This window comes from Wenyingzhuangia heitensis, from assembly GCF_011762155.1.
GTDB classification, from domain to species: Bacteria; Bacteroidota; Bacteroidia; order Flavobacteriales; family Flavobacteriaceae; genus Wenyingzhuangia; species Wenyingzhuangia heitensis.
In genome coordinates this window covers 14763-37321 of the sequence record NZ_JAASQL010000006.1, presented here as the reverse complement: position 1 = coordinate 37321, position 22559 = coordinate 14763, and the positions used below count along the sequence as shown (strand labels likewise).

Sequence of the window (22559 nt, the reverse complement as noted above, 5' to 3'; positions counted from 1 at the left end):
GATTACGGTTCTTATTTATACAATTTTGTCTAACGTTTTTCGATTCCAGTTTTTAGTCGTTTTATAAGTGGTCATAGAAAAACCGGTTAACAATTTAAATTGCTTAGCCAAATGACTACTGCTTTTGTAATTTAAACTATACGCAATTTCAGAAAATGATAACTGTCCCATTTGAATCAATTCTTTTGCTTTTTCTATTTTTAAATAAATCACATATTTTTCTATCGTGACTCCAACATTTGTACTAAACATTTTACTAAGTACAGAATATTCTTTATGCAACTTTGTAGCTATATATTCTGATATTTTCACATCAAAACCAGTTTGAATTGTTATTCTGTCTTGTAACAATTCTTTCATTTTTTCTACCTGTAAATCTGTCTCGTTGCTTGCTATTTCAAAACCATTTGTAATAATGATGTTTTTAAAAATAAGCAACTCTTTTTCTGAAGTTATATTAACAACCACTTCTCCCAGGTCTACTTTGCTAAAAGAGATAGAAGCATTGTTAAATTCAGTACGCAACACCTGTTTGCATCTATCACAAACCATGTTTTTTATATAAAATATTTTTTCCATCACTTTACTAAATAATTAATGATTGATGATTGTATATAATATTTTTTAATAGCTTCTATTTGATTAATTTGAAACTTTAATTGTAGTTCTTGAATTTCTAAAATAGCATTAAAATCAATTGTTCCTGTTTCATAATTTTTCCTTAAAATTTCTTCTGCTTTATGAGCTTGATCATTATTCTTAGTCTGAATATTATATGTAATTCTAGCTTCTTGCCTACCTTTTGTGGCTTTGTCTAACAACGTTTCTAACTTGTTAAAACGCTCTTGTTTTTCCAAACGAATCTCTTTTTGTTTTAATTCATTTTGCTTGCTAGTAGATCTGTATTTTTTATTAAAAATAGGAATAGATATAGACAACAATGGCATTACAACATCCTTACCATTGTCAACAACATTTAAACCTGTAATTCTTTCAACATTAATATACTCTAATCCAAAACCAATTAAAGGGTGACTTTCTTTTTGATTTAACAATTCTGATTGTTCCACAGAACTATACAATTTATCGTACTTTAATAATTCTGGATGAATGCTTAAATTATCTAGTAATAATTCCTCTTCTATTTGTGGAATTTGGAGTTTATCAAAAGGAGTAATTTTTATAGACTTGTCTCTATTTAATAGATTATTTATATAGGTTTGTTCCGATAAAAATTGTTGTTCTAATACTTGTTTTAATTGCTCAATATCATTAATTCTCATCTGCAATTTTAACACATCTACTACCGATGCTTTTTCTATCTCTACAGCAGTTAACGCTAGTTTTTTATAAGTATGTAATAAATTTATGTTTAGAACAAATACTCTTTGTTTTTGTTGATTTGCATACAAATTATAATAAGCTTGAGATACAGATGTAATCAATTTTCTTTTTGCAATTACAATATCTTCAAACTTTGTGTCAGCTAAGGAGTTTGCATAATTTTCTCTAGCAGTAATAGTTCCAAACCAAGGTAACATTTGTTTTGCCGATAATTTAAAACGTTGAGTTCCCGTTTTTGTCTCGGGCTCTCTTATAAAATACCCAACACTAAAATCTGTATTTGGCAAGGTATTTACTTCTTTTACTTTTTCTGTTTGAATTTGATGTTGTAATTCAAATTTTTGTATTAGGGGATTGTTCCTTAAACCAATTTCTATCAAATTACTTAGAGATTGTGCTTTAGAAACCCCAAAACTTAAAAAGCAGATGACAATTAATATCTTATTTTTCATTTTTACTTCTTTTCATTTTTACTTCTTCTCTCCAACTATACAACACAGGCACTATAAAATAAGAAGTAATATCTATAACCATTCCCCCAAAAATGGGAATTGCCATCGGAATCATAATATCACTTCCTTTTCCTGTAGATGTTAACACAGGTAATAATGCCAAAATAGTAGTTACCGTGGTCATTAAGCAAGGTCTTATTCTTTTTTGAGCTGCAAGTAAAGCTGTGGTTCTAATTTCTTTTTGTGTAGATGGTTTTTCTCTTTTAAAAGATTGCGTTAAATAAGTAGCCATTACCACACCATCATCTGTAGCAATACCAAATAAGGCTATAAACCCAACCCAAACGGCCACGCTTAAATTGATAGTTTTTATATTAAAAAGAGTTCTTATGTTTTCTCCAAACAGTTCAAAGTTTAAAAACCAATTTTGTCCGTACAGCCAAATCATGATAAACCCACCTGCAAAAGCAACCGATATTCCTGTAAAAACCATTAAAGAGGTGCTAATAGATTTAAATTGAAAATATAGAATTAAGAAAATAATCCCCAATGCTAACGGCACTACTACAGACAATGTTTTTTCTGCTCTTAATTGATTTTCATACGTTCCTGTAAACTGATAATTGATTCCTTTAGGAATTTTTAACACTCCACTTTTTATTTTTTGTTGCAACAAATCTTGAGCATTTTCTACCACATCAACCTCTGCATAGCCTTCCAACTTATCAAACAGTACATATCCAACCAAAAAAGTATCTTCACTTTTTATTACTTGCGCTCCTTGCTCATAACGAAATGTTACTAAATCTCCCAAAGGAATTTGACCTCCATTAGCTAAGGATACATATATATTTTTAAGAGTTTCTGGATGGTTGCGCAACTCTCTAGGATAACGAACTCTTACACCATAACGTTCTCTCCCTTCAACCGTTTGTGTTAATGGAACTCCACCAATAGCAACCTTTAAAACATTTTGTACTTCTTGAATAGAAACTCCATATCTAGCAATTTTTTCTCTATCAATATCTATAAGTAAATAAGGCTTACCAACAATTCTATCCGCAAAAACGGCCTCTGTTTTTACACCTTCTACTTGTTTTAGAATTTCTTCTAATTGCAAACCAAAGGATTCGATTTCTTTTAAACTTTGTCCTTTAACTTTTATTCCCATAGGTGCTCGCATTCCTGTTTGTAACATAATCAAACGAGTTTCTATAGGTTGTAATTTTGGTGCTGATGTAATTCCAGGTAATTTGGTAACTCTTGCAATTTCTTTCCAAATATCATTGGGTGATTGTATTTTAGGTCTCCAATTTCTATAATACTCCCCTTTTTCATCTTCAATTAATTGTTGATGTTTGACAGAAGTGAAAATTGAATTTTTTGTTTGATTAGGATTGGCAATCAAACGTCCATCTTTTAATTCAAACAAGCCATTATTATCAACTTTATAACGCTGTCTTTTTCCTTTATCGTTACGCATGAATTCTGATTTGTATTGAATCATATTTTCATACATAGATAAAGGAGCTGGGTCTAAAGCAGATTCCGTTCTCCCCGCTTTTCCTACAACAGTTTCTACTTCTGGTATAGTTGCCACTGCCATATCTAACTGCTGTAACACTCTTTTGTTTTCAGCAACTCCAGCATGCGGTAAAGATGTAGGCATTAGTAAAAAAGAACCTTCGTTTAAAGAGGGCATAAATTCTTTTCCTGTATTTCTTAAAATTACAATTCCGAAGATTAAAATTGTAATTGGAAATATGAAAAACAGCGCTTTATTTGCCAATGCCCATTGTAAAATTTTAGAATAATAAATTCTAAAAACAGAAAAAATTCCTAAAATTCCAAAACAGAAAATTGAAACAAACAGAAAATTGACAAAAACACCTCTATCAAACCCCAAAGGCCTCCAATATTCTGCCAATAAAAATATTACAGCAAATGATGCTATACATACATTAACAGTGTTTTTATGAATTGTAATATAAAACTGATATATTTTTACCCTAAATATAGTTTCTGCTACTTGTATAAAAAACAAACCATTTAGACCAAAAGTAATTAGCACAATTCCCAACCAAAAACCTTTAACAACAACAAAAATTCCTACAGCAACTAATATTAGTTGAACCACAAAAACAAATTGCTTTTTAATTGTTGTTTTTCTAAATAAAAAAGCAGCAAAAGGAGGAATTAAAAACAATGCAATACCCAAAGAAGCTGTTAAAGCCATTGTTTTGGTAAAAGCCAAAGGCCTAAACAATTTCCCTTCTGCACCTACCATAGTAAATACAGGTATAAAACTAATAATGGTAGTCATTACAGCAGTAACAATGGCTCCAGACACTTCGGAGGTAGCGTTATAAATAACATCATTTATAGGTAGTTTTTGCCCCTTTTCTTGTTCGTCATCTAAATGACGAATCATATTTTCTGCTAAAATAACACCAACATCTACCATTGTACCAATGGCAATGGCAATACCAGACAAAGCCACAATATTAGCATCTACTTTAAAAATTTTCATGGTTACAAAAACCACCAAGACAGCTACGGGTAACAAACCAGATATTAACAAAGAAGCCCTTATATTAAAAACCATAACAATAATTACCAAAATGGTAATTAGTATTTCTAAAATTAAGGCTTCATTTAGAGTGTCTAACGTTTCTTGAATCAATTCTGTACGATCGTAAAAAGGAATAATGGTTACTTGTGAAATTCTACCATCTGACAATGTTTTGGATGGTAAGCCTCCTTTTAATTCAGATATTTTAGTTTTTATATTGTTAATTACTTCCATAGGGTTGGCACCATACCTAGCCACTACAACTCCACCAACAGCCTCTGCCCCTTCCTTATCTAATAGTCCTCTACGAACTGCGGGACCTAAAGAAACTTTAGCTATGTCTTTTAATTTAATAGCCGTAAACTCTATAGAAGACACTATTGCATTTTCTAAATCATCAATAGATTTTATGGTTCCCAAACCACGTACTAAATATTCTACCTGATTAACTTCTAAAGTTTGTGCTCCAATATCTTGATTGCTTTCTTTTACGGCCTTTACAACTTGATTGAGATTGATATTGTATTGTCTCATTTTTTCAGGATCCACGTCTACCTGATATTCTTTTACATAGCCACCTACAGATGCTACTTCGGAAACCCCACTTGCGGAGGACAACGCATATTTTACATAATAATCTTGAATACTACGTAGTTCTTGTAAATCCCATCCGCCAGTAATATTTCCTTGCTCATCTCTACCCTCTAAAGTGTACCAGTAAATTTGTCCCAAACCCGTAGCATCAGGTCCTAATGTTGGCTTTGCGTCTTTGGGTAATAAATTAGTTGATAAGGAATTTAATTTTTCTAAAATTCTGCTTCGAGACCAATAAAAATCTACATTTTCATTAAAAATAACATAAATACTAGAAAAGCCAAACATAGAAGAGCTACGAATGGTTTTTACTCCTGGAATCCCTAACAAAGAAGTGGTTAAAGGGTACGTTATTTGATCTTCTATATCTTGCGGAGATTGTCCTTCCCATTTTGTAAATACAATTTGTTGATTTTCTCCAATATCTGGAATTGCATCAACAGCAACAGGATTGCTAGGTAAAAAACCTGTATTCCATTTAAAAGGAGAATTTACTGTTCCCCAACCTATACACAAAACAAGCAGTAACAAGGCTACTAATTTGTTTTCTATTAGAAATTTTATGCTTTTATTTAGCATGATTTTTAAATTTTAATTGACAGATGTAGATGTTAAAAAACATCAAATACAATAACAAATCCTTACAATGTATTAAGACACATTATAGGATTAAATAAGTTTATTAAATAAAAAATCAAATTAAATAAGTTTCGTCTAGCTTATAGATTTGCTTGCTAACGAGTGGCGGAAAATATTTTTTGTGAGATGTGTTTTCCTTATTTACGTCTTGAAACAAATTTAAATAAGCAACTACAAAAGAGGTAATAAATATTTGTTGATTTAAAGAAGTTTTAGCAGCTATTTGTTGTAAATCATCTTGACCAGTAAGAGTGATTTGTTTGTCTGTACAGCAATTACCCATGTCGACAACACACTCTTTTAAAGGAGTTTTTGACATTTGCATAGCACAAGCTTCTGCTTTTTTAAAAATAGAAGAATCCATTAAGGTATCTCCACAATAATGCATATCTACAGTAAAAGACATCGTAGAAAACAAAACTACGATGGCCATTAATAAAGATGTTATTTTGTGAAATACTTTTTTCATACAAAACAAAGGTACATATTTTTAGCAGTAAAAAACAAAGGCTTATTAATTTCTCTTCAACATAGTTTCTGAATACACTTTGGTAAATTCAGCTCCAAAAAATAAAATAAGACTAGAATAAGACACCCATAATAATATTAAAACAATAGAGCCTGCAGCACCAAAAGTAGATTCAGGATTTAGTGTTCCAAAATAAATTCCCAAAGCAAATTTACCAATATCAAAAAGTAAACTTGTTACAAATGCACCTAACCAAACATGTTTCCATTTTAGTTTTACATCTGGTAAAATTTTAAAAATCAACCCAAATAAAACAGTAATAATCCCTAGTGATAATATAAAATTAATAAGATGGATTGCACTTAATATAAAATCTGAAAAATTTGCTTCTATCCAGTTACTTAGTCCAGATATAATAGTGGTAACAACCATAGATATTAATAATAAAAAACCTATAATTAAAACCAAACTCAAAGAGAAAAGTCTATTTTTTATCATTTTAAAAAAACCTGTTGTTTTGGTAATTGGTACCTCCCAAATTGTATTTAAAGCTTTTTGTAAAGCAATAAACAAACCCGTAGCACCATATAAAAGTGTGGAAATTCCCACTATAAAAGCCAAAGTTGTTTGATCTTCTATTACTGCATTTTTTATAATAGTTTGAATACTTTCTGCGGAATCTCTTCCTAGTACAGAGCTTATTTCTATTAATATTTTGTTTTTTATGGCTGTTTTATCATAAAACAAACCTGCTGTTTGTATTACAATAATTAACAAAGCAGGAAAAGAAAATAAGGCATAATAACTAACTGCTGCACTTAATTGAAATGGATCATTTTTTAACCAATTCTTGTAGGTTTCAGTAATAATTTTAATATTTTCTTTAAAACGAATGCTCATAAAATTTTAGTAGAGTTTTAAATCCTTAATAATTATTACAATACTATAAAACTAATTGTACTATTTAGTTGATTAAAAACAAAAAAGGAAAGCTTTCGCTCTCCTTTTTCACAAAATTTGGAAATAACAACTATACTAATTCCGCATTATTTAACAAAACACTCTCCATATTAAATTCAAAAGTATAATCAATATCTATAGTAATAGTTGATACGTTATCTATTATTTTAGTTACTATTTTTTGATTTTCTTCATCATAATAAAAAGCATTTTTGGTTGCTTTCTCAACCTTTTCTTTTGTAGATTCTTTTAATTGTTTTCCGTTAATGGTAATTACTGCTTGATTGCTTTGTACTCCCAAAAATGAAACAAAGAAATATGATTCTAACGGAGTATAATTATTATGCGCTCTATTAAAAGTAAGATTTCTACCTGTTTGAGTTTTGGTAGCCTTTACCTCTGTAATTCGATAAGCTTCTTCTTCTTCAAAATTGGTAGAAACTTTATCATCTTGGTACAATTGGTAAGTCGTTACATTGTTAACCTCTTTACTTGTTGGATAAATAAAGAAGTTTAAATAATTGGCTTTTTCTGCATCTACAAATTGTGTCAATTCACGAATAGGCAAAATTGCTCCCTCTCTAATATATACTGGCACCAAATCTAAAGGTACGTACCAAGAGTACGCTTTACCACCTTGTGTAGGTTGTGGTAACGCAGCACCATTTACATCAAAAACAAACCAATTGTTTTTGTTGGGTAAATAAACATCTTTGTTCCAGTTTTCATCGGTTACAGGAGCAACCAGCACATCTTTCCCTAAAAAGAATTGTTGATCTGCATAATTAAAAACATTAATATCATTTGGCTCATTTATAAATAAAGCTCTACAAATTGGCAATCCATTTTGTGTACTTTCAAACATATAATCATAAAAAACCTGCAATAATTGGTAACGCATGTTTATATATTTTCTACAATTTGTAGGTACAGGCTCACCATAATAAAAAGGCTCTTGAAAACTTTTATTATATCCATCGTAATGATTTCTATACCAAGGCAAAAACGCTCCAGCAGTCATCCAACGTGTAAATAACTCGTATTGTGTTACTTTGTGTGTTCCGTTTTCTGACACACTTCCAGATCCGCCAGCAAAACCACCTATATCACATCCTGAAATTGGCAACCCACTCAAACCAATATTTAATACTTCTGGAATGTTAATTTTTAAGAAATCCCAACTACTTGCAGAATCTCCAGTCCAAATTCCGGCATAACGATGTACACCTGCAAAACCACCTCTAGAAATAATAAAATTTCTTTTTTTGTAGTTATAACTTCCTACAGTAGCTTCATCTTTCTTTAATTTTGTCAGTCCTTCATAAGTTGCTGTAACTAAGTTTAAAGAAAATGAGTTGTGGATTTTTGCATTAGGTTGATATTGATTTGTCACCTTATCATACATTTCTAAATCTAAAGGAAGAGATTTTACAGCCGTATCATTATCACTATTAGCCACCAAAGCAGGACAGGTCATGTCTTGCCAAATCATATCTAAACCTTTGCTTAATAAATACTTGTATTGTGCTCCCCAATACTCTTTTACAGATTCAATTCCTAAATCCATATAATACCCATAAGTTCCTAAATTATTTTGTCCTTGTGGATGTCCTGGTGATGGATAATTTTTAACATATGGATTATAAGGTTTTCCTTGGTAATAAGTATCAGAACCATAACTTTCTTGAGCCATAAAAATTTTAGGATTTTTACCTTCATCATATCGTGTATTCCAAATAAATGCTTGTGGATATGGAGAAATATCCCCTTCACTACTATCTGTTAATGGAGGAACGGTGTTGGGTAGATAATTGCTTTCCATAGCACTGTTTACATTTAAATCTACCAAATTATCACGAGTAGGATATCCTTTGTAACCTTCATCTCCTGGTTGTTTCCCTGTCTCGTCATATGGATTAGCTGTAATAATTCCTGTAATATTTGTACTACATTTAAATCCTTCATTATGTAAATTTTCAAACATATCTCCTACATTTGGAAACTTTACTTCACTATTGGTAAAGGTTCTGTAATTGTCTTGAAAATCAACATCTATATGCAATCCATCAATTGGAATATTTGCATCTCTATAAGCTTTGGCAATTCCTTCTAATTTTTCACGATCAAAATATCCGTAACACCCTTGTTGGTATCCTAAAGCATACATGGGTGGCATGGCAGAAGCTCCCGTAAGTTTAGAGTATTGAGAGATGACACTAGAAGCCTCATTTTGACTACCATCTTTGGTAGAACCAATCATAATATAATAATCTAACTCCCCGTATAAAGCTCCAAAATAATACTTACCATCCATATCAGAATAATCATTAGCTCCCATGTTAAAGTAAGTTTGAGATACATTATCTAAATACACACCATAAGCGTATTTAATAGCGTTTTCTCCTTTACCAATAGCCAAACAGTATGGCATAGAATTGTACAAGGGACTTGACGGATTTAAAGGACCACCTGTGTTATCATCTGGTACCACTCCACCATCTAGATAAGAAAAGTTATCATAATTAAAGAAAGTCATTGTGTTCTCTTTCTTATCTAAAATTTCTCCTGCTTTTTCTCCAAAACCAAAATAACTTTCTGTTGTAGGAGCTTTTTTTAAGTTAGCTACCGCTTCATTACTAAACACTATATTTTTGCTGTAGGTATCTTCGGTAATTACCTTTCCATCTTTTTGAACAGATATTCCATAAGGAGCCAAACCAACAAAAATATCTAACTGACCAGTAGTAATATGTAAAGTCCCTCCGTTGTCTGGTAGTTCTATATAGTTTACAGATACATTTCCTAAATTTCTGTTTACCACAGCATAAGATTCATTTCCACTGTAATCGGGATTAACCACAGGTTTAAAACGTACTCTTATAGCTGTTTCTGATAAAAATGAAATCTTAACTTGATATCCATTTTCATTAATTAACAACAAATCTTTATTGTTATTACTAAATAGATACTCTTTAATAGCACCTATTTGATTCCACCCCTCTAAATTGGGTTGAAATTCATTTACTTGAATAAAATCGAATTGTGACATAGCTTTTCTTTTTTTTGATGAATTTTTTATAAAAAATGAGCCTTCAAAAAATTTGAAGGCTCGTAATCTTTATTTATTTTCTGTTGATGTTGGTAAAAAACTTGGTTTTTGATTTAGCAACCAACTAAAATCTGCAGATGAAGGTCTGCTATTAAATACAGGAGATTTAGTTCCGTCTGCATTTAAAGTATAATCTGTAGCAATGTTACTAGAAAAATGACATCCAATACAGCTTTCTGTACCATATATTAATTGATGACTGTTTGATGTATCATACCCAACTGGGTTACTATTCATTTGAAAATAGGCAGGTTCATTGGTCATATAAACATCAAAACCAGAAGTAGCATTGGTAGTCGTGTTTCCTAAAGTATCTTGATACACTACCTTATAAGGAGAATTTTTATCTTTTCTTTGCAAATAAGTTTGTACAACCTGCTCATTATTCCCTACAATAGTACCTCCCTGAAAATACGTTTCCATAATCATGTTGGTTAAATAAACAGGAGTTGGTTTTCCTCCAGATTTATTAGTTACAGCCTCAGGCAAAGTATAAATAGTGTCTTTAACAGCTCCTCCTGTATTTCCATATGTATATGGCTTGGCAGATGGATCTGTTGGCCATTGTGTACCAATTTGTTGATAGTATTGTAGTTTAGAATTTGCATTTTTTAACAAAGCCTGAACATTTAAATTCAGCTCTTTAGTAGCTCCAGAAATAGGATCTATACGTTGTATTTGTGTTCTAAAAGGTTTTCCTTCTGCTTTTAACCTAGTCGTGTCTGGAAAAACGTTTACGGGCTCTATAGAATTAGAATTGTGATAGGATGCTTTTAAGGGTTTACCATCTACAACCTCTAGTTCATTTACTTCTAAATTATCTACATGTTCAAAAGTAGTCCATATCCATTGCGGTGAAGATTCCGTTTTTGATGAAATATGCATACCTACCATTCCTACTTTTTTCTTTTCATAATTTCCTTCAATAGAGGAAATCACATATCCTTCTGTAGTAAAATAACGAGACTCAATATCTGATTCTTCTAAAATTTTCCAAGCAACTTTAATTTCAAAAACTCCTTCTTGTTTTCTTGCTCCTTCAGGAAAAGTAACATTTCCTACGTTTTTAGAAAATTGAATTTGTCCATCGTAATTGTACAATTCGTTCTTTACAATATAATCAAACTCAATTTCATTCATTCTAACCTCATAACGAGTAATGTTTCCATTTTGATCCCAAATAGGCCCTGTAAATGCCTGGTCTATTTCGTCTTCTATATCTTGGTTTTTAAAATCTACAAATTTGTTTGCTCTGAATAAGATTTTTTCATTGTTATAGTTTTTAGGAATAGTAAAGTGGTTTGGAGGGTTAAACGTTCCCCAAGGACTTGGTGCTTGTCCATTGGGTCTAAAAACTTCATAACTTTCTTTCCATTCAAACCACTCTGGATCTCCATTGTCAGAAATATTTGCTTGTGGGTTGCCCTTTGCATCTAAAGGCCAGTTTAAAGAAATAAACCATTGCCAAGATAAAATTTCAAACAAACGTTGTACTTGTGTAAACTCTCCTTTTGTTGTTAATTCTGTTTGTAATTTCCTATCAACATCCCATGGTGTTTCTACAGTTAAGGGAGTAGGAAAATTTAAATAAGAGGTTTTTTGTGATTTTTTTTCTTTACACGAGAATAAAAATGTTACTGTAACTATAGTACACAGTAAGGATTTAGAAATTGTTAGTTTCATAGCTTAATTATTTTTTAGTTATACTAAAAATAATCAAATTACAAGACGTTTTAAACCCCAAGACGCTAATTCACAAGAAGTTAACCTAAAATTAACATTTGTACGTAGTTTTAAAAAATTGTAAACATTATTTAATTTTAATTAAGATTTAATTGTACCATAAGTATCTAGTATAAATTAAACACATAAATTTAGGAGCATAAAAAAACTCATCATAAATTAATATGATGAGTTTTGCTTGTGACCTCGGAAGGATTCAAACCTTCAACCTCTTGAGCCGTAATCAAGTGCACTATTCAGTTATGCTACGAGGCCTATTGCGGGTGCAAATATACAGGTTTATTACAATGTAACAAAATATTTTTCTTTTTTTTAAAGAGAATTTTTTGTGATATAAAATCTCCAATAAATCAATATTTTTTGAAACTTATTTGCTTTGCTCAAATCCAATTCTTTACGACATAAACAAGGACAAATAACCTTGTTTATTTTTGCCAATATTCTAAAAATTCTTTTTTTCATCATCTTATTATTAAGACTATATTCGCATTAAATTTAAGAAAAATGAATTTATTCTATATTATCACTGGATTAGTGGTCTTAATTTTTGGAGGGGATTGGTTATTAAAAGCTTCTGTTGCTATCTCTATGAGGCTAAATATATCTAAGATAGTAATTGGTATGACTGTAGTTTCTTTTGCTACATCTGCACCAGAATTAATTGTTAGTATAAAATCTGCTTTAGATGGTTTTCCTGATTTAGCTTTGGGAAACGTAATAGGATCTAACATTGCTAATTTAGCATTTGTATTAGGAATCACGGTTTGTTTAAGTGCTATTACCGTTGATCAATCTTTTTACACTATTGATTGGCCTGTAATGATGGCTGCCTCTATCCTACTCTATGCTTTTATTGGTTTTGATGGAGTTCTAAATCGCTATGAAGGAATTATTTTAGTGGTATTGTTACTTTTATTCATAATCTATTTATTACGTGTGCAAGGAAAAAAAATAGCTCAGGAAATAGATATAGAATTAGATACCAAACTAATCTCGTTAAGCAAAACTATTTTTTATTTAACCCTTGGTGGTCTAGGCCTTTGGGGAGGTTCTGAATTATTGATTAAAGGAGCTATTGGTTTGGCAGAACAAGTAGGCATTAGCGAAAGAGTTATTGGAGTTACCATTGTGTCTATAGGTACTAGTGTTCCAGAGTTAGCAGCATCAATTATAGCAGTAATTAAAAAAGAAAAAGCAATTTCTATAGGTAATTTAATTGGTTCAAATATATTTAATATTATGGCTGTATTAGGAATTACATCCATTATAACTCCAATTAAAGTGGGCGATACCCAAATTATAACAAACGATATTTTTTGGATGTTAGGAATTGCATTTATAATTCTTCCTTTGTGTTTTATTCCTAATAAATTAAAATTTGGTCTAAAAGAAGGTTTGTTACTTTTAAGTTGTTACGTTCTTTTTATTTACAAAACTGTATTTTAAGTATTGTTTTATTCTTAATCATTTTTTAGTACATTTAATTAATTGGTTAGCTAAAATTAATTTTACTATGATTAAGTATGAATATTTTAATAACGGAAAATTATTAATTGTAAAATATACTGGGAAAATAAGCAAACCCTTACTTTCTTCTTTTTTATCCTTTCTTTTTAGAGAAGTAGATATATCTACTCTCGAAAATATTGTTGCGGATTACAGAGATGCAGAAATGGACTTTTTAGCAAAGGATGCACAAGATATTATAAAAACAAGAACGGAAAAAGCAAATAAGGATCATTATAAAATCAAAACTATATTTCTTGTTAAAGGACCTAAAGAGACAGCTATTAGTATCCTGTTTTCAATTGCTTTAGAAAAATCTCCTGTATTTATTTATTCAACCTCTGATCCTTGTTTAAAAAAAATATCTTTGAATATGTCTCCTGAAGAATTTGATTTTAAAATAAAAAACCTAAAGCATAGTTATTAGAAAGTCATTTTTTATGTAGATTTATGTTATAAATACTTCTTTCTATGATAAGCTATGAATATTTAAATAACGGTGAAGTATTATTTGTTACCTATAATGGGCCTGTAACAAAACTAATATTGTCCTCATTTTTAACATTTCTTTTTAAAGAAACAGACGTATCCAAATTAAAAAACATTCTTGCTGATTATAGAAAAGCTCAAATAGATTTTACAGGAAAAGAGGTAACAGAACTTATACAACATAGAATTCAACTTGTAAAAAAAGCTAACATTACGCACTCAAACATAACCTCTATATTTCTTGTAAACAGTCCTAAAGAAACAGCAATTATCGTTCTATTTTCTATGGCTTTAAGAAACAAGGCTCTTTCTTTTATTTACTCTACCAACGACCCTTGTTTACAGAAATTATCTTTAGACCTTACACCCAAAGAGTTAGATCTAAAATTAAATAACCTTAAATATTCTTATCAACACAAAAATTAATTTATTAGTTTAAATGATGATATTTTTCATGTTACAGAAAACACTTTTATGTTATTTTTGCTTATATGAAAACAGATATTAAAAACAGAGAAGATGTAAACAAATTAGTTTGCAGTTTTTATGACAATATTAGAGTTGATGAACTATTAGGTCCTATTTTTAATCATATGATTGCTGATGATGAATGGCCTGCACATTTAGAAAAACTAACAGATTTTTGGGAAACCAACTTATTTGGAATTCCTAAATTTAAAGGCAGTCCTACTCAAAAACACATACAAACCGATGCTGCTTTTGATCATGCTATAAATCAAGTACATTTTGATAGATGGTTATCCATATGGAGTAAAACCATTAACAGTTTGTATGAGGGAGACTTGGCTACTAGAGCTCAAATGGCTGCTCATAATATTGCACAAATTCAGAATATGGTGATAAGAAGACAAAAACCTAAACACAAAAAAGAGTAGCCATGGCTACTCTTTTTTGTGTTGTATTGTATTGTTATCATTCTACCAGTCTATTGGCCTGTAGTCTTTTAAGAATTTACCACACCAATGTTTTCCCGTATTAATTCCATCAAACAAAGGATCTATTACTCTGGCTGCTCCATCCACAATATCTAACGGAGGTTGAAAATCATGTAAATCAACTTTCTTTTTAGACAATTCTGCAGGATCCTCATCTGTAACCCAACCTGTATCTACAGCATTCATATAAATACCATGTTTTGCTAAAGTAGAGGCAGATGTATGAGTTAGCATATTTAAAGCCGCTTTTGCCATGTTGGTATGCGGATGTCTATCTTCTTTTTTAAAGCGATAAAACTTTCCTTCCATGGCAGAAACATTAATAATATGTTTTTTACCCGTATTTTCTTTCTTCATTAACTCTGCCAAACGATTGATTAATACAAAAGGGGCTACCGAATTTACCAACTGTACCTCTACCATTTCGGTAGTTTCTATTTGTCCTATTTTTAAACGCCAACTATTGGTTTTACGTAAATCTACTTGTTGCAAATCAGCATCTAGTTCACCTTCAGGAAAAACTTCACTTGTAGCTAACGAATTGTCAAAACTATAAGGTATCTGAGATAATTTTGCCGAAGCTCTTAATCCCACTCCTGGTTGTTCTCCATGCCAAGTTACAGGGGCATTATTTTTAGTAGCAACTACACTTCCACTTAATTGATTTAATTCTTGTAAACAACTGTAATGGTCGCTTAACAATTCTTGTGCATTTACAGGTAAAGCTGTTAATGGTTTTTCTTCATTCTCCATTAAATGCGTATAAAAACCTGCAGGTCTACGCACTGTTTGTGCTGCGTTGTTTATTAAAATATCTAATCTATCGTATTTTTGTTCTATATAATTACAAAAAATCTCTACACTAGGAATATGTCTTAAATCCAATCCATGAATTTTTAGACGATGTCCCCATTCTTGAAAATCATCTTCTTTGGCAAAACGAATTGCTGAATCTGCGGGAAAACGCGTGGTTGCAATCACTGTAGCTCCAGAACGTAACATCATTAATGTTATATGATATCCTATTTTTAAACGAGAACCTGTCATAATAGCAACTTGTCCTGTTAAATCTGCTTCCTGAAAACGTTTTGCATAATTAAAGTCACCACACTCCGTACACATACTATCGTAAAAGTGATGTAGTTTGGTAAATAAAGCTTTACATACATAACAATTTCTTGGCGATTCTAATTCTGGAATGTCGTCTTTTTTTACCTCTGTAAAAGTTAACATTTTAGGAGCTTCAAAAACAGCCGCTTCTCTAGCAGAACGTATTCCTGTTTCTTTACGTGCATGTTTTTCACGCTCACGTTGTTTACGTTTGGTTGCTTTTTTAGCATCCTTTCTTCTTCTATCTTGCTCCTCTTTAGTGGGTCTACTTAGCAATCCTGCTACTTTCATTAAAGCAACACGTTGTTCTTCGGGCATTTCAAAAAGCTGATCGGTATTTCCCAACAAAGACTCCAATGTATGTATACATTGTTTTACTTCTTTGTTGTTTACTGTGTTTTGTTTAGAATCTTCTGACATAGATATTAAAAATGGAATGCAAAGATACTATATTTAGTTCTACTACTAATTGATTGTAACTCTTTTAACTATTCTATACTTGTTAAATTATTATCTACTTTATTTATAATTGTTTTTGTATCTCTACTTCCCAATCCGTAAGTAACATAGCTAACGGTTCCTTTATTATCTATAATTAATGTAGCAGGATATCTATTAATTTCAAAACGATCTGCGTACCACCTTGCAGCTCCTGCCACTTGATAATTTATTCCAGTCTTTTCTTTAAATAATTCCACATCATAAGGATCATCTAAAAACAAACTCAAAACCAATACATTTTTATTTCCTTTATAATGTTCTTGCATTTCATTTAAATAAGTAACGGCATTTTTACAAGCACCACTTTTTACGTAAGAAAAATTTAAGATTATTTGTTTCCCTATCCTTTTTTTAGAATCAACTTTTAGTTTATCTAAGGTTTTTAATTTTAATCTAGGAGCTTTTTCATTTAAATATTTATACTTTACATTACTAATAGATTTTTTTCCATCTATTTTGTATTCTTTCCATTCTTCTTTTGTGTAAATTGTATAATTCTTTAAACTAAATACACTTTTGGGCAAACGCACATTGTTTATTTTTTTAGCAACATATTTACCTCTTCCATATTTTTTAGAGTAAAAAGGATACTCTAATACAAAACCTTCAATATCAAAATTTTCACAATACTTTAGTCCTATTTTTTTAGTACTATATACTGTAGACGGTACTCCATTTAATATTACAATGTATTCATCACAAGCTAAGCCTTCAATTTCTTTTGTGTGTGTTTGCTTTTCTGCTTTTAGTTTACCTTTTTCAAAATCATAACTAACAGCTCTTTTGTAGTTATTACTATTTGTACACACATATAATTTCTGTTCATTGTAGTCTAACAGTTTATTGGTGGTGTATTTTAATTTAGTTCTAGGACTAAAATCTTTAATCAACATAAAATCCTTATTAAAAGTCACAACTCTTTCATTGGGGAAATATTGTTTTTCGTAAGAATTTAATTGTTTTTCATAAACCACCTGATAAGTAATAGAAACTTCATTTTGCAAACGATTTGCACTTTCATATTTCCACGGATTTTCTTGAGCACCTACAGTACTTACAACAAACAGCAATAACAAAATTACTGAAGTATAATTTTTTTTCATTTCTTTTTTTTTGACAATATATATAATATTTATATGCTAATCAATCTCTCTGTAAGCTTTTCTATACCTTTGTTACTAAAGATAAAAACAACGCATATGCTTACTTGGAAAGATATTATTCATTTTACAGTAAAAGGAAATCCAATTCCTACAAAAAGAGTAGAAAAATCTGCTGAGGAATGGAAAGAAATTTTAACTCCAAAACAATTTCAAATCACCAGATTATCAGGTACCGAAATGCCTCATACGGGAGCTTATTGTACAAGTCACCAAGCTGGAATATACAATTGTGTTTGTTGTGGGAACGAGTTGTTTGATTCTTCTATTAAATTTGAATCTGGTACAGGATGGCCTAGTTTTACACAACCTGTAAGAAACAATGCTATAAAATATATCAAAGATGAAACACATGGTATGGTTCGTGTTGAAGTACAATGCAACAATTGCGACAGTCATTTAGGACATATTTTTCCTGATGGTCCAGAACCTACAGGCTTGCGCTATTGTATAAATTCAGAATCTTTAATTAAAAAATAATATGGCAAAAATAGAACAAGCAACTCTAGGAGCAGGATGTTTTTGGTGTGTAGAAGCTTTTTTTAACGAGGTTAATGGAATATTAAAAGCAACATCTGGCTATAGCGGAGGAAACGTTCCTGGTATACCAACATATCGTGAAATTTGTTCTGGTTTAACAGGACATGCAGAGGTTATTCGTGTTGAGTTTGATGCAGACATTATTTCTTTTGAAGAAATTTTATTTATGTTTTACACTGCACACAATCCTACCACATTAAATAAACAAGGTGCCGATGTAGGAACTCAGTACCGTTCTGTTGTTTTTTATCACGATGAAATTCAGAAACAAATTGCAGAACAAATCACACAAGATGTTCAACAATATTTTAAGGATCCTATTGTTACAGAAATTAGTCCGCTAATTAATTATTTTGATGCAGAAGACTACCATCAAGGGTATTACAAACAAAACACTGAACAAGGATATTGTGCCATGGTAGTGGGTCCAAAATTGAATAAATTAAGAGAGTTACATACCTCTAAATTAAAAAGTTAAAATTGGAAATAGAACATCAAAAAGAGAAAAATAGATATGTTTTAAACATTGATGGTGCTATTGCTAAAGTAGAATATAGCATCAAAAATGATTTAATGTATTTAACCCACTCCGAAGTACCTGCAAGTTTAAGAGGTCAAGGAATTGGAAAAAAACTAGTAGAAAAAACCTTTACAAAATTAACACAAGAAGGTTTTAAAGCTGTTGCTGTTTGTAGTTATGTAAAAGCAATTGCACAACGTAGCCAAAAATGGAAAAATATTATTTCCTAATATAAAAATCTATGAAATTAAACATACAAGATACCTTTACAAGCGAATTACCTGCAGATAGCAACCTAGAAAATTTTACCAGACAGGTAGAAAATGCTTGTTATTCTTTGGCTACACCTATAAAAACTAAAAATCCTAATCTACTGCATGTAAATACGGAAGTAGCAAAACAATTAGGCTTTTCTGATGAGGATCTAAAATCTAAAGAATTCACTAAGTTAGTCACAGGAAATACCGTGTATCCTAATACCGAACCTTACGCTATGTGCTATGGTGGACATCAATTTGGAAATTGGGCAGGTCAGTTAGGAGATGGTAGAGCTATTAATTTATTTCAAGTAAAAACAGACAAATCTTACACTTTACAACTAAAAGGAGCAGGTAAAACACCTTATTCTAGAACAGCAGATGGTTTGGCCGTATTAAGATCTTCTATTCGCGAATATTTATGTGCTGAAGCCATGTTTAATTTAGGAGTGCCCACTACCCGATCTTTATCTTTGTCTCTTTCTGGTGATGAAGTTTTAAGAGATGTTCTATACAACGGAAATCCTGCCTACGAACCTGGTGCTATTGTAGCAAGAGTTTCCGAGAGTTTTATCCGTTTTGGAAGTTTTCAGATTTTTGCTTCTAGAAACGATAAAACAACGTTAGCCGCATTGATGAATTATACCATTCGTCATCATTTTCCTAATTTAGAAGAAAATAGTAAAGAAGATTACATAAAATTATTTCAAGAAATTGTAAACGCTACCGTAACAATGATTGTGCATTGGCAACGTGTTGGTTTTGTACACGGGGTTATGAATACAGATAATTTATCGGTTTTAGGATTGACTATTGATTACGGACCTTATGGTTGGTTAGACAATTACGATCCAGATTGGACTCCAAATACTACAGATAGTCAAAACAGACGTTATCGTTACGGACAACAACCTAATATTGGTTTATGGAACCTATATCAATTAGCCAACACTTTTTATACGTTGACTGAAGATGCCAAACCTTTGGAGGAAGCTTTAAATAGTTATAAAACACAGTTTGAGGAACAAAATTTAGCCATGATGTGTGCTAAAATTGGAATTGAAACTCCTAACAAACAAGATTACATTTTAATTCAATCTTTAGAAACCAATTTAAAGTTGATAGAAACTGATATGACTATCTTTTTTAGACTTTTGGCTACTGCTGATAAAATTGAAGATTGTTTAGATGCTTTTTACACTCCCGAACAATTAAAAGGAGAAACTTTAACAGAGTGGCAAGTTTGGTTTGATCAATATTTTACAAGATTAGCAAGTGAAAATATTTCTAAAGAAGAGAGAATTGCTAAAATGAATACTACAAACCCAAAATACGTATTACGAAATTACATGTCTCAATTAGCTATTGAAGCCGCTGAAGAAGGAGATTATAGTTTGATAAATGAATTGTACAATCTAGTACAAAAACCATATGATGAACAACCCAAAAATGAAAAATGGTTTGCCAAAAGACCTGATTGGGCTAAGAAAAAAGTAGGTTGTTCGATGCTTAGTTGTAGTAGCTAATTTGCGCAACTACAACAAAACAACAAAGAACTAGAACATATGTACAATCCCTTTAAAAACAAGACTCACAAACTACTTAACACCTCTAAATTCACTGTTATTTTAAGCATAAATATTGTTGTATATTCATAAGAATTATAACTTTGACATAATTAACCAACATAAATAATTTATGAAAACACAAAAACAATATTTAAAAAGAGTAATTACAACTGTATTAGCCTTGGCTACTTTTTCTTTTGCATCTGCACAAAAAGACAAAGTATCTTTTGCAAACAGAACAGCAAGTGTTGAAAACGCAAAACCTTTAACTTTTGAAGTTAACTATAAAGCATCAGAGGACAGAGAAATTAACATAGAGCTAAAAGACTTTAAACAAAACAAATGGATTGCTGGTAAAACAGTAAAAGTTGAAAAGGGAGAAGGTACTACTAAGGTAAAAGTAAACACCAAAGGACAATTTGAAGATGGTAGTAACTACACCGTAATTCTTACTATTAGACCTGTAGGAAGTACATGGAAAGAAACCATTTCAAAAGACGAACTTAAACCTTTTGCTATAGGAAATGATGTAAACAATGGTGTAATTACAGAGGACAAAGTATCTTTTATTGAGGGAACTGGTAAATTAACAAACCCTAAATTATTAACTTTTGAAGTAAAATATGCTGCTACAACAGATAGAGAAATTTCTTTAGAGTTAAAAAATGCAAAAACAAACAAATGGGTTGCTGGTAGAATTGTAAAAATAAACAAAGGTGCTGCTACAACAACTATTAAAGTTTTTCAAAAAGAAGGATTTGAAAAAGGAGATGACTATATGGTAAATGTTTCTATTAGACCTACAGGTTCTACTTGGAAGGAAACAATTAACAGAGAAACTATAAAACCTTTTTCTATTAAATAAGGTTTTATGTAACAAAGTAAAAAGAGGAGTTATTCAATAGAATAACTCCTCTTTTTTTATGTAATTACTTTTGTATTACATGTTATAACATCTACAAAACAATTCCATAAACATTGGTACACTTCATCTGGATCAAACTCGTATAAAAGCATAAAATTCCCCAATACCAATAAATGTTTTATATGATGACAACAACCTATTTTTTAAAATTCAGAAAAGAACCTTTATTAAATTTAATAACTCTACTTGTTTTATTTTATTTAAGTATTTTTATTCTATGACAAAAATAGGATTGGGCTTAGCAGCTTTAGGTAGACCAGAATACATTAACATTAGAGAAAACAAGGATCTAGACAAGAGCGAAAGTAGTTTTAAAAAAAATGCTTTTGATATGTTAGATACTGCTTATTCCATAAATATTCATTATTTTGACACAGCTCCTTCTTATGGAAAAGGGGAAGAATTTTTAAAAGAATGGCAAAATAAAAACAACCACACCAATACTGTTTTAGCTACAAAATGGGGGTATACTTATGTTGCTAACTGGGAGTTAGGTTATAAAGGTGCACATGAAATTAAGGAACATAGTATTGAAAAATTGATAGAACAATGGGAAACATCTAAAGTAATGATTCCTGCATTAAAAGTATATCAAATACACTCTGCAACCTTAGAAAGTGGCGTTTTAGAAAACAACAAAGTTTTAAAAAAACTTAGTGAAATTAAAAAAGAAACGGGTTTACAAATTGGATTAACAACCAGTGGTCCAAATCAAGAAATTGTTTTAAAAGAAGCTGCTAGTATTAAAATAAACAATCAATTTTTGTTTGATGTTTTTCAGGTTACCTACAACGTATTTGAACAAAGTACATTTAATACTTTAGTTGATTTAATCAGAAAAGGAAAAAACATTGTGATTAAAGAAGGAATTGCAAACGGACGAATATTTAAAAACACTCCTACTCTTTTAACGGATTTGGCCCTAAAACACAATGTGGGTATAGATGCTATTGCTTTGCGTTTTATTATAGATTCTTTACAACCTTATATTGTATTAAGTGGTGCTTTTACAAAACATCAATTACAAGAAAATTTAAAATGTTTAACGATTAAATTAACTAGTGATGAACTTAAAACCTTATCTACATTAGAAACAAAAAAAGAAACGTATTGGAGTGAACGTAAAGAGTTGTCTTGGAATTAAT

19 protein-coding genes and 1 tRNA gene are annotated in these 22559 nt (G+C 30.7%); 10 read left to right on the top strand and 10 right to left on the bottom strand.

The genetic code is table 11. The annotated features are described in order from the left end of the window. Window positions 1-15: 15 nt before the first annotated feature. The 8 genes from FHR24_RS14150 to FHR24_RS14115 all read right to left on the bottom strand — a co-directional run bounded on the left by FHR24_RS14150 (window position 16) and on the right by FHR24_RS14115 (window position 12137). Complete coding sequence (locus FHR24_RS14150; protein WP_167190352.1) at window positions 16-579, bottom strand: helix-turn-helix domain-containing protein; 564 nt, start codon at window positions 577-579, stop codon at window positions 16-18. Further along, complete coding sequence (locus tag FHR24_RS14145) at window positions 579-1796, bottom strand: TolC family protein (RefSeq protein WP_167190349.1); 1218 nt, start codon at window positions 1794-1796, stop codon at window positions 579-581. The genes FHR24_RS14150 and FHR24_RS14145 overlap by 1 nt, the downstream gene beginning before the upstream one ends. Further along, entirely contained in the window at window positions 1786-5541 is a 3756-nt protein-coding gene (locus tag FHR24_RS14140) for an efflux RND transporter permease subunit (RefSeq protein WP_167190346.1), read from the bottom strand. Before FHR24_RS14140 ends, FHR24_RS14145 begins: the two co-directional genes overlap by 11 nt. 115 nt (window positions 5542-5656) lie before the next feature. Beyond that, window positions 5657-6070: an HYC_CC_PP family protein gene (locus FHR24_RS14135; protein ID WP_167190343.1), complete on the bottom strand. Its 414-nt coding sequence runs from the start codon at window positions 6068-6070 to the stop codon at window positions 5657-5659. Window positions 6071-6115: 45 nt separating this feature from the next. Next, window positions 6116-6970 carry a YihY/virulence factor BrkB family protein gene (locus FHR24_RS14130; protein WP_167190340.1) on the bottom strand — a complete coding sequence of 285 codons (855 nt, stop codon included), beginning with the start codon at window positions 6968-6970 and terminating at the stop codon, window positions 6116-6118. Window positions 6971-7100: 130 nt separating this feature from the next. Next, the gene (locus FHR24_RS14125; RefSeq protein ID WP_167190337.1) at window positions 7101-10079 is read right to left on the bottom strand and encodes a glycoside hydrolase family 31 protein; all 2979 of its coding nucleotides are present in this window, start codon (window positions 10077-10079) and stop codon (window positions 7101-7103) included. A 69-nt stretch (window positions 10080-10148) separates the two neighbouring features. Further along, a complete protein-coding gene (locus FHR24_RS14120; RefSeq protein WP_167190334.1) occupies window positions 10149-11822 on the bottom strand; it encodes a hypothetical protein in 1674 nt (557 codons plus the stop codon). Window positions 11823-12063: 241 nt separating this feature from the next. Beyond that, a tRNA-Arg gene (locus FHR24_RS14115) sits at window positions 12064-12137 on the bottom strand. 249 nt (window positions 12138-12386) lie between these two features. Here FHR24_RS14115 and FHR24_RS14110 point away from each other — a divergent pair. The 4 genes from FHR24_RS14110 (at window position 12387) to FHR24_RS14095 (ending at window position 14773) form a co-directional block, all read left to right on the top strand. Then, window positions 12387-13328, top strand: a complete 942-nt coding sequence (locus FHR24_RS14110; protein ID WP_167190331.1) for a calcium/sodium antiporter — start codon at window positions 12387-12389, stop codon at window positions 13326-13328. Window positions 13329-13395: 67 nt separating this feature from the next. After that, entirely contained in the window at window positions 13396-13815 is a 420-nt protein-coding gene (locus FHR24_RS14105) for a hypothetical protein (protein WP_167190328.1), read from the top strand. A 44-nt stretch (window positions 13816-13859) separates the two neighbouring features. After that, window positions 13860-14303, top strand: coding sequence for a hypothetical protein (locus tag FHR24_RS14100; protein WP_167190325.1), 444 nt, complete (start codon window positions 13860-13862; stop codon window positions 14301-14303). Window positions 14304-14368: 65 nt separating this feature from the next. Further along, window positions 14369-14773 (top strand): group III truncated hemoglobin, encoded by a 405-nt coding sequence (locus FHR24_RS14095; RefSeq protein WP_167190322.1) that lies wholly within the window; start codon window positions 14369-14371, stop codon window positions 14771-14773. 42 nt (window positions 14774-14815) lie between these two features. Here FHR24_RS14095 and FHR24_RS14090 read toward each other — a convergent pair whose 3' ends face one another. Together FHR24_RS14090 and FHR24_RS14085 are read right to left on the bottom strand one after the other, a co-directional pair. Beyond that, the gene (locus FHR24_RS14090) at window positions 14816-16363 is read right to left on the bottom strand and encodes an SDR family NAD(P)-dependent oxidoreductase (RefSeq protein WP_167190319.1); all 1548 of its coding nucleotides are present in this window, start codon (window positions 16361-16363) and stop codon (window positions 14816-14818) included. A gap of 68 nt (window positions 16364-16431) precedes the next feature. Beyond that, window positions 16432-17547, bottom strand: a complete 1116-nt coding sequence (locus tag FHR24_RS14085) for a peroxiredoxin family protein (RefSeq protein ID WP_167190316.1) — start codon at window positions 17545-17547, stop codon at window positions 16432-16434. Window positions 17548-17643: 96 nt separating this feature from the next. On the opposite strand from FHR24_RS14085, the gene msrB reads away from it, so the two are divergent. The 6 genes from msrB (at window position 17644) to FHR24_RS14055 (ending at window position 22558) form a co-directional block, all read left to right on the top strand. Then, window positions 17644-18084 carry a peptide-methionine (R)-S-oxide reductase MsrB gene (msrB, locus tag FHR24_RS14080; RefSeq protein ID WP_167190313.1) on the top strand — a complete coding sequence of 147 codons (441 nt, stop codon included), beginning with the start codon at window positions 17644-17646 and terminating at the stop codon, window positions 18082-18084. 1 nt (window position 18085) lies between these two features. Next, window positions 18086-18622, top strand: a complete 537-nt coding sequence (gene msrA, locus FHR24_RS14075) for a peptide-methionine (S)-S-oxide reductase MsrA (protein WP_167190310.1) — start codon at window positions 18086-18088, stop codon at window positions 18620-18622. A gap of 2 nt (window positions 18623-18624) precedes the next feature. Next, window positions 18625-18894, top strand: coding sequence for a GNAT family N-acetyltransferase (locus FHR24_RS14070; RefSeq protein WP_167190307.1), 270 nt, complete (start codon window positions 18625-18627; stop codon window positions 18892-18894). An 11-nt stretch (window positions 18895-18905) separates the two neighbouring features. Continuing rightward, window positions 18906-20447, top strand: a complete 1542-nt coding sequence (locus FHR24_RS14065; protein WP_167190304.1) for a protein adenylyltransferase SelO — start codon at window positions 18906-18908, stop codon at window positions 20445-20447. 172 nt (window positions 20448-20619) lie between these two features. After that, a complete protein-coding gene (locus FHR24_RS14060; RefSeq protein WP_167190301.1) occupies window positions 20620-21354 on the top strand; it encodes a hypothetical protein in 735 nt (244 codons plus the stop codon). A 277-nt stretch (window positions 21355-21631) separates the two neighbouring features. Beyond that, entirely contained in the window at window positions 21632-22558 is a 927-nt protein-coding gene (locus tag FHR24_RS14055; protein ID WP_167190298.1) for an aldo/keto reductase, read from the top strand. Window position 22559: the final 1 nt, after the last annotated feature.